The organism is Brucella gallinifaecis, assembly GCF_006476605.1.
Taxonomy (GTDB): Bacteria; Pseudomonadota; Alphaproteobacteria; order Rhizobiales; family Rhizobiaceae; genus Brucella; species Brucella gallinifaecis.
The window spans coordinates 23,534-31,324 of sequence record NZ_ML636818.1; the positions used below are offsets into that span (position 1 = coordinate 23,534).

Here is a 7,791-nt window from a genome sequence, read left to right on the forward strand (position 1 = left end):
TTTGAGATGTGCCCTTGTTATCATTCTAGCAAGTGCCAGCTATACAAATTTAAAGCTTGAGGAAACCATGTCTGGAATCAGCCGTTCGGTATTATTTGGCAAACTGGATAATTTGCTAATCAATGCTCTGGAAGATGCGACAGCATTTTGCAAGCTACGTGGGAACCCTTATGTTGAACTGACACATTGGCTGCATCAGATGATGCAATCGCCAGAAGGCGATCTTCAGCAGATCGGTCGTCATTTCGCGCTGGACGAAGCGCAAGTAATGCGCGATGTCGTTGAGGCACTCGACCGTCTGCCACGTGGTGCCAGTGCGATTTCCGATCTGTCGGAGCATGTCGACAGCGCGGTGGAGCGGGCTTGGCTTTACAGCTCATTGAAATTTGGCGCAGTGCGCATTCGCAGTGGTCACTTGCTACTTGGCATTCTAAAAACTTACAGTCTGCGCCATTTGTTAGAAACCATTTCTCCGCAGTTTGAGCGCATCAACGCTGATTTGTTGATCGATCAGTTTGCCGCCATCACAGCAAAATCATCAGAAAACAATCTGGACCCTGCGGGGAAAAATGGCGATGATGTTGTTTCGAAAATGCCGCTCACCGGCAACAGCGTTCTGGCGCAATATGCACAGGATCTGACGACGAAAGCCCGTAACGGTGAAATTGATCCAGTAGTTGGGCGCAATGAAGAGATTCGTCAAATTATTGATATTTTGATGCGCCGCCGTCAAAACAATCCTCTGCTCACTGGTGAGGCAGGCGTCGGTAAAACGGCTGTTGTCGAAGGGTTGGCACTGCGCATTATCGCTGGAGACGTACCGCCACAATTACGTGATGTACGGCTGTGTCTTTTGGATATTGGTATGCTGCAAGCAGGCGCCGGCGTCAAAGGGGAGTTTGAGCAACGACTGCAAACATTGATTGATGAAGTCCAGTCCAGCCCGACACCAATCATCCTGTTTATTGACGAAATTCACACTTTGATCGGTGCAGGTGGGACCCAAGGCACCGGCGATGCCGCTAATCTATTGAAACCTGCGCTAGCGCGTGGTCAGTTACGCACTATCGGCGCCACCACCTGGTCTGAATATAAAAAATACATTGAGAAGGATTCCGCACTTACCCGCCGTTTTCAGGTCGTGCAGGTGCACGAGCCAAACGAAGACAAGGCACTTGTGATGCTACGCAGCGTCGTTAGCTCTTTGGAACAGCACCATCGCGTGCTGCTGCTGGACGATGCAGTTGATGCTGCGGTGCGGTTGTCCCATCGTTATATTCCTGCCCGTCAATTGCCGGATAAAGCGATAGCCTTGTTGGATACTGCCTGCGCGCGGGTGGCAGTCAGTCAGCATGCCGAACCTGCTCAAGTGGAAGACTGTCGTCATCGCATTGATGCGTTGCAGATCGAACTGGACATCGCCCAGCGTGAGGTCAAAATTGGCATTGGCGATCCACAACGTCCGCAGGTGCTCGAAACCGAGTTGACCACATTACGGCGAGAGCTGGAGCAGTTAAATAATCGTTGGCAGCAAGAATTGGCGCTGATCCGGCAAATTATTGAGTTACGTGTTCAATTGCATTGGCAAGAGGCGAGTTCGACCGCGGATGATGAACAAAAAAGGGCTGATGTGGGTGTTATGCGTGCCCAACTGGATGAAATACAACAGAAATTAACTGTTCTACAGGGAGAGTCGCCACTCATTTTTGCAGCCGTTGATACCAGTATCGTGGCTACGGTAGTTGCCGACTGGACTGGAATCCCGTTGGGCCGCATGGTGAAAAACGAGATTGAAGCAGTACTACGGCTGTCGGATATGCTGGGTCAACGCGTCATTGGTCAATCACACGCGCTGGATGTAATTGCTCGTCGGGTACGTACATCACGTGCGCGACTGGACGATCCGAACAGGCCGGTCGGGGTATTTTTGCTGGTAGGGCCTTCTGGTGTCGGCAAAACCGAAACTGCACTGGCCTTAGCGGAAACATTATACGGGGGCGATCAAAATATCATTGCCATCAATATGAGTGAATTCCAGGAGCCGCACACGGTATCAACGCTTAAAGGTGCGCCTCCCGGCTATGTTGGCTACGGTGAAGGGGGAGTGTTGACCGAAGCGGTACGGCGGCGTCCTTATAGCGTGGTGTTGTTGGATGAAATCGAAAAAGCGCACCCGGATGTGCACGAAATTTTCTTTCAGGTATTTGACAAGGGCTGGATGGAGGATGGCGAAGGGCGCCATATCGACTTCCGCAACACTATCATTATTATGACATCCAATGTTGGCGCCGAGCTGATAACCAGCCTGTCAAGCGATCCAGAGCTGGTTCCCGAACCGGAAGTATTGAGTAGTGTTTTGCGCGAGCCGTTACTATCGATATTTCCAAAGGCTTTGCTCGGTCGTTTGTTGGTGGTGCCCTATTATCCGCTGACTGATGGTGTACTAGGCAATATTGTGCGACTGCAGCTGAACCGTATACAGCGCCGGCTGGCGGAAAACCACGATATCACCTGCACTTTCGATGATGCCGTGATTGATCAGATTGTTAGCCGTTGCACTGAGATGGACTCCGGCGGTCGCATGATCGATGCCATTTTGACCAACACTTTGCTACCGCAGATCAGCCAGACCCTGCTGATTGGAAGTATGAACGATCAAAGCTACCATCAAATGCACATCGCATTTCTAAACAGCGAGTTCATTTGTCAATTTCAAGCATAAGTGAAACGGAACCCGTAAAACGGCAAAGCCTACGGAGAATATTGGGCTCTGATGGGGTGGACGCCCCTCCAACGGCCTTGATGTGGCAGAATGGATGCGGCGAGCATCATTGAGAGGTCGGTTCCGGCTGAGGGCGAAATGACACCCTAAGCGTTCGATTTGTGTCTGCGTACGATATCAGCGACGGTGTTCTTGCTGATGCCAAGGTCGCGTGCGATCCAGCGATAGCTGCGGCCCTCTTCTGTCAGCGCGATGACTTTTGGAGAGAGCCGGTCTGTTTTCCGATTTTTTTGCCCCGAGCTTTCGCTGCGGCGAGGCCGGATTTGACCCGATCGCTGATCAGGTCGCGTTCGAACTCGGCAATGCCCGAGAGGAATATCGCTAGCCTTCGACCGTGCGGCGATGACGGAAACCTTCCAGCTTTCTAGTTTGCGCAACGTGTTGAGCAGATCAATTGTCGAGCGGCCCCATCTGGACAATTCCGTGACCAAGATCGCATCTATCTACCTGGCCTGAGTGAGTGCCATGACTTTCTTCCGCTCGGCACGGTCGAGCTGGCGCCGGAGCCTGTCTCCTTGAAAGTTGCCACGGCATTGCCAAGATGTTTGTTCAAGGTTTTGAGCAGCTTGCGTATGTGTGTTTCAAGCGGTCATTTCTGCTGTGTATTCGGCCCACAGACAGAAAGCATCTGCCCTTGCATGTCGGTAGGAGATGGCGGTGAGATTGTAACGGCAAGGACGGAAGATCGTGTTGATTTGATCGTGGGCGGACAAAAACCGTTGCGCCTGACTCGGCGATTTAAATCGCCCCATGATTTTCTCCCGTTTCCGGGGCAACCGGTGTGAGTTTCAATTCTATTATTCAGCCCCTTATGGGCGCGATGATCGGCATTAGGCGCGATAGACTGTATCGGTTTAGCATAGCTGCCCAGCTTATCTGTCACGACGACACGGGGCTGACCGAATTGCTTGACCAGTCTTGAAAAGAAATGCTGAGCGGCCTTGGTATTACGGCGCACCTGAACCAGGATGTCGAGAACGTCGCCTTCCGCATCGATTGTGCGCAGAGCCAGAATTTCTTGCCGCCAATCGTGATGACGACTTCATCCATATGCCATTTATCATTCAGCCTTGGCCGCTCTTTGCGAATGCAATGAGAAAAATGGCAACCAAAACGATTGACCCAGAAGCATACCGTTTCCCGACTGACGATTACGCCACGCTCTGCAAGAATATCTTCCACATCGGCTGTGCTTAGCGCAAATCGGTGATAAACCTATACCGCATAAGCGACAATCTCACGCGGGAAACGAAAACCCTTCAATCGGGGGAAAGCGCTCGGTAACTTCATTGCACATCGATACCGGAGACATCAGCATTAAAAAACTTGGCAATGTCCAGCATGCTGCCCACGATTCCGGGCGAGTCGCTGCTGGTCGTGGATCGCAGCAAAATTGAAATTGAAGATGAATTGGTTTTTGTTTTTCGTGTAGGTCGCGGAATCAAAGTCAAACGTGCTGTCAGGCGCGTGGATGGATGCCTTGATCTCGTTTCGGATAATGAAAACTATCCACTAGAAACATACGGTCCAGATCGGGCAGACGAACTTGCCCCTATAGGGCAGGTTATGTTGATCTTGCGCGAGCCGTAAGCCGTTAGACTAGCGTCATAGATATCCCATTTCTAACGCGGGACCTGCATTTTCGCGTGTCGGACCTCGTCCATTCGACAAAAGTGAGATGTAACGTTAAAAAGCATTAATAATCATTGCCTTATGTGAGGTTCGACAAACGGTCATAAGGTCCGATAAAAATGGCGGGCCTCAACATTGTCTTCTATGCGCAGGTTCCTTCATAAAAACCCGTACGGCAGCGTTCATTCTGTGATGCGATTTCATGTCGGCGGCTTAAAAAGCCTTATCCTGCGGGCTTTGTAGGGAAATCGGCGGCTATGCAGAGCGATGCCCAGCTTTTGGCATCAGAATGCGCGATTTATCCGAACTTTCACCGCGCTTTTTGCATTCCTGTCCACGGCATAAAACGCTCTTGAACTGTAATTTCTCTATATCAAACAATTAGTTGTCTGGATTTTAAAGAGTTTCTCCGGTGTCCAGAAGGTATTATCCCCCTACACAACGGTTCCGTCCAGCTTGAAGCTTGGCATGATTCTGTCGTAAATGGGTCGGTACGCCTGCCGTCTCGTAATCCCCTAGAAACTTAGCGATGGGTTCAATCCCATCAGCAAATCGCCTTCATTGTCATTTTCATGATGCATTTTATGTACTTCCCTCCATTGCTGCGCGGCGTGTGTCTTGTTCCATCTGACTGTCGAGACCCTTAAAAGCTCCGTATGATAAGAACACAGGCCAAATAACGCCGATTACTGGAGTGAGCCCTTTTGGGTCTGGAAAGCGTTCAGAGACGAGTAATGAAGCGCCAAATTCTTCTTCTTTCCCGCATTCGTCTTGCATCTCAAATCCTCTTCACTGGTAAAGTATGATGATGGATACCATGATTCTCACTGTCGAATTCATCGACATCCTCGTTTCTGACATTGACATTCCAGCCGACCGCGCCCGCGATATGGATATGGATATAGATTGGGCGCAGGCACTGGCCTTTATGATTGCCGCACAAGGGCTGATCAATTCGATCACCGTGCGTATGGTTGGTGGCCGTCCACGTCTTGTGACAGGGCTACATCATCATGTTGCCTTTGTGCGTCTGGCATGGGAAACGATCCCGGCGCGTATTCACGCCCGCCGTTCGCTCATTTTGTGGTGACCCATCATGTGAGCGATAGCTTTCCGCCTTGCTGCGGATGTCACCACTTCTTTCCCAAAAGGTCTTTCAAAGCAGCATTGTCGAGCATCGCATCTGCCAGAAGCCGCTTCAGCTTTGTGTTCTCATCCTCCAGCGCCTTCATCCGTTTAACTTCCGACACTTCCATGCCGCCAAATTTGGCCTTCCATTTGTAGATGCTGGCATCGTTGACGTCGTGTTTGCGACAAAGCTCCGAGACCGGCGTCCCCGCCTCGTGCTCTTTCAGAATGCCGATGACCTGTTCTTTTGTGAAACGGTTGCACTTTTTTCTCTGGTCTTCTCAATGAGCCAGAGCTTACTGCATAATGGATTAGTTCAACGGGCAAGGTCATTCATCCTGCCGCTCGTGAATGCTGATCCGAGACAGCCATCAAGTGAGTTCGTGTGCGTCGATGGCTGATACTGATCGCAAGCGTGGTCTGCTTTTGGAGTGGTAAGTTGGACCTGTAAAACTGAAAAGGAGGCGCAATGCCGCCCGACCTCATCCATACCAGTGCGGGAATTATCGTCGATAATTAATACCGTTAATGCTTATACATTGAGAGGCTGGAGCATCTGTTATGATGCTCCAGCCTCTTTGTCATTGTTGTCACCATACACAGCAATGACGGGTGCAAAGCGGTTGAGCCCATCGGGGCCTGAACTTTCGTTCGTAAAAAAGCATAACCCTTTACACCTTAGAGGCATCGTCGCACCGTTGAGAGAGCTCCGCGCTCGTGTATAAGGGAGACAGCCTCATGACTTATACTACGCGTTTTGTCGGCATCGACATATCAAAATCAACACTAGATCTTTACGTTCTGCCCGATGAGCAATCGGCCAGTTTTGCCAATTCTGCCGCAGGCATTGCCGATCTGCTTGCTTTTCTGAGCAGGCTCGATGGGATTGAACGCCTCATTCTGGAGCCAACCGGTGGCTATGAACGACGTGTTGTTGAAGCCTTGCTTGCAGCACAGTTTCCTGTCGCAAAGATCAATGCCAAACAGATCAGACAGTTTGCCAAGGCCTGTGGTCAACTCTCCAAGACTGACAGGATTGATGCCTTTATCCTCGCGGATTATGGGCGGCGTATGGATACGCGGATCCTGGTGCAGTCATCACCGCAGCACACTGTACTGGTTGATTTGGTCAATCGGTACAAACAGTTATCGCATATGATCGTGCAGGAGAAAAACCGCTCAGAAAAGCAATGCGAAACCATCAGGGACTGGATTGACGAGATACTACAGGCGCTTCTCAAACAGCGTCGGGCTGTGGTTGATGCGATGACGGCTTGTCTTGAAGCTGATCCGCAACTCGCCCGCAAAGCTGATGTGCTGATGTCACTCAAGGGTATTGGGCAACTGACCGCATGCTTCCTGCTGGCTGGATTGCCGGAGCTTGGCAGGCTCGACAAAGGACAGATTGCAAAGCTGGTTGGCGTGGCTCCACTCAATCGTGATAGTGGCCTGATGCGTGGCAAGCGCATGATTGCTGGTGGCAGAAAAACCGTGCGTGATGCACTTTACGTTGCTGCCCTGCCAGCCATCCGCTTCGACCCGGCTATGAAAGCCTTCTTTCTGCGCCTCAAACAACAAGGCAAACCGGGCAAGGTCGCCCTTGTTGCTGTCATGCGCAAAATGATCATCATTCTAAACGCAAGAATGCGAGAAACAAACGCAACGGTGCTTGACCATTAACACCGTTGCTTATTCGTCTTTCATAAATATTTTAAGCTTATGTTGATCATTAATAATGATTTTAGCATATTGAACTGTAACGATTTTCTCTTCTGCCAGCAATTTTAAAGCAATACTTACCTGGCGCCTCGTTGCACAAGCCATTTCTCCAAGCTCTTCTTGTGAAAGAGCGACCACCCCGTTGGCAGGCCCAGAAATACGCTGCAATACGGATGCAATACGTCGTGCTGAGTTTTGTACCTGAAGGTCATAAACAATACGGACCAAAACTTCTGTCGTTGCCATCAATATCTGAGCAAACTGAGCAATCACTCTTGGATTGGTATAGGCCATCTGATCCATTTGCTCTAATGGCAAGTGCATCATCCATGTTGGGAGTCGCGCTTGTAAATCCAGACGTCTGGGTTGGCGGGTCAAAAAGCAACCTTCACCAGTCCAACTGCCTGATATGCCAGTCTGGATTAGTTTAGGTGTCTGTCCCGGTGGCGATGTATAGAGGTGGTTCGGTTTGTCTGAACAGTTTCGGGCGTTTCGTTAAGTGGATTTCCGCCGCGATTATGCCGCCACCA

General features: G+C 50.5%; 5 protein-coding genes and 3 pseudogenes. 4 read left to right on the top strand and 4 right to left on the bottom strand.

The window, feature by feature from the left end:
* Positions 1-67: 67 nt before the first annotated feature.
* The gene (gene tssH, locus FHY56_RS16740) at positions 68-2,722 is read left to right on the top strand and encodes a type VI secretion system ATPase TssH (protein WP_140906291.1); all 2,655 of its coding nucleotides are present in this window, start codon (positions 68-70) and stop codon (positions 2,720-2,722) included.
* Between the two features lie 244 nt (positions 2,723-2,966).
* Here tssH and FHY56_RS18230 read toward each other — a convergent pair.
* Both FHY56_RS18230 and FHY56_RS16750 read right to left on the bottom strand, forming a co-directional pair.
* Positions 2,967-3,213: pseudogene (locus FHY56_RS18230) on the bottom strand (recombinase family protein).
* Between the two features lie 150 nt (positions 3,214-3,363).
* Positions 3,364-4,072, bottom strand: a pseudogene (locus FHY56_RS16750) (IS6 family transposase).
* Between the two features lie 51 nt (positions 4,073-4,123).
* Between FHY56_RS16750 and FHY56_RS16755 the strand changes: the two are divergent.
* Positions 4,124-4,372 carry a S24 family peptidase gene (locus FHY56_RS16755; RefSeq protein WP_140906292.1) on the top strand — a complete coding sequence of 83 codons (249 nt, stop codon included), beginning with the start codon at positions 4,124-4,126 and terminating at the stop codon, positions 4,370-4,372.
* 859 nt (positions 4,373-5,231) lie between these two features.
* A complete protein-coding gene (locus tag FHY56_RS16765; RefSeq protein WP_235889533.1) occupies positions 5,232-5,504 on the top strand; it encodes a ParB N-terminal domain-containing protein in 273 nt (90 codons plus the stop codon).
* Here the strand turns inward: FHY56_RS16765 and FHY56_RS16770 are convergent.
* Positions 5,477-5,778, bottom strand: a pseudogene (locus FHY56_RS16770) (transposase); the annotation flags it as partial. The gene FHY56_RS16765 and the pseudogene FHY56_RS16770 overlap by 28 nt on opposite strands.
* Before the next feature lie 502 nt (positions 5,779-6,280).
* Between FHY56_RS16770 and FHY56_RS16775 the strand changes: the two are divergent.
* Positions 6,281-7,222, top strand: coding sequence for an IS110 family RNA-guided transposase (locus FHY56_RS16775; protein WP_210240071.1), 942 nt, complete (start codon positions 6,281-6,283; stop codon positions 7,220-7,222).
* 9 nt (positions 7,223-7,231) lie between these two features.
* Here the strand turns inward: FHY56_RS16775 and FHY56_RS16780 are convergent, their stop codons facing one another.
* Positions 7,232-7,639 (bottom strand): Crp/Fnr family transcriptional regulator, encoded by a 408-nt coding sequence (locus FHY56_RS16780; RefSeq protein WP_140906294.1) that lies wholly within the window; start codon positions 7,637-7,639, stop codon positions 7,232-7,234.
* Positions 7,640-7,791 lie beyond the last annotated feature (152 nt).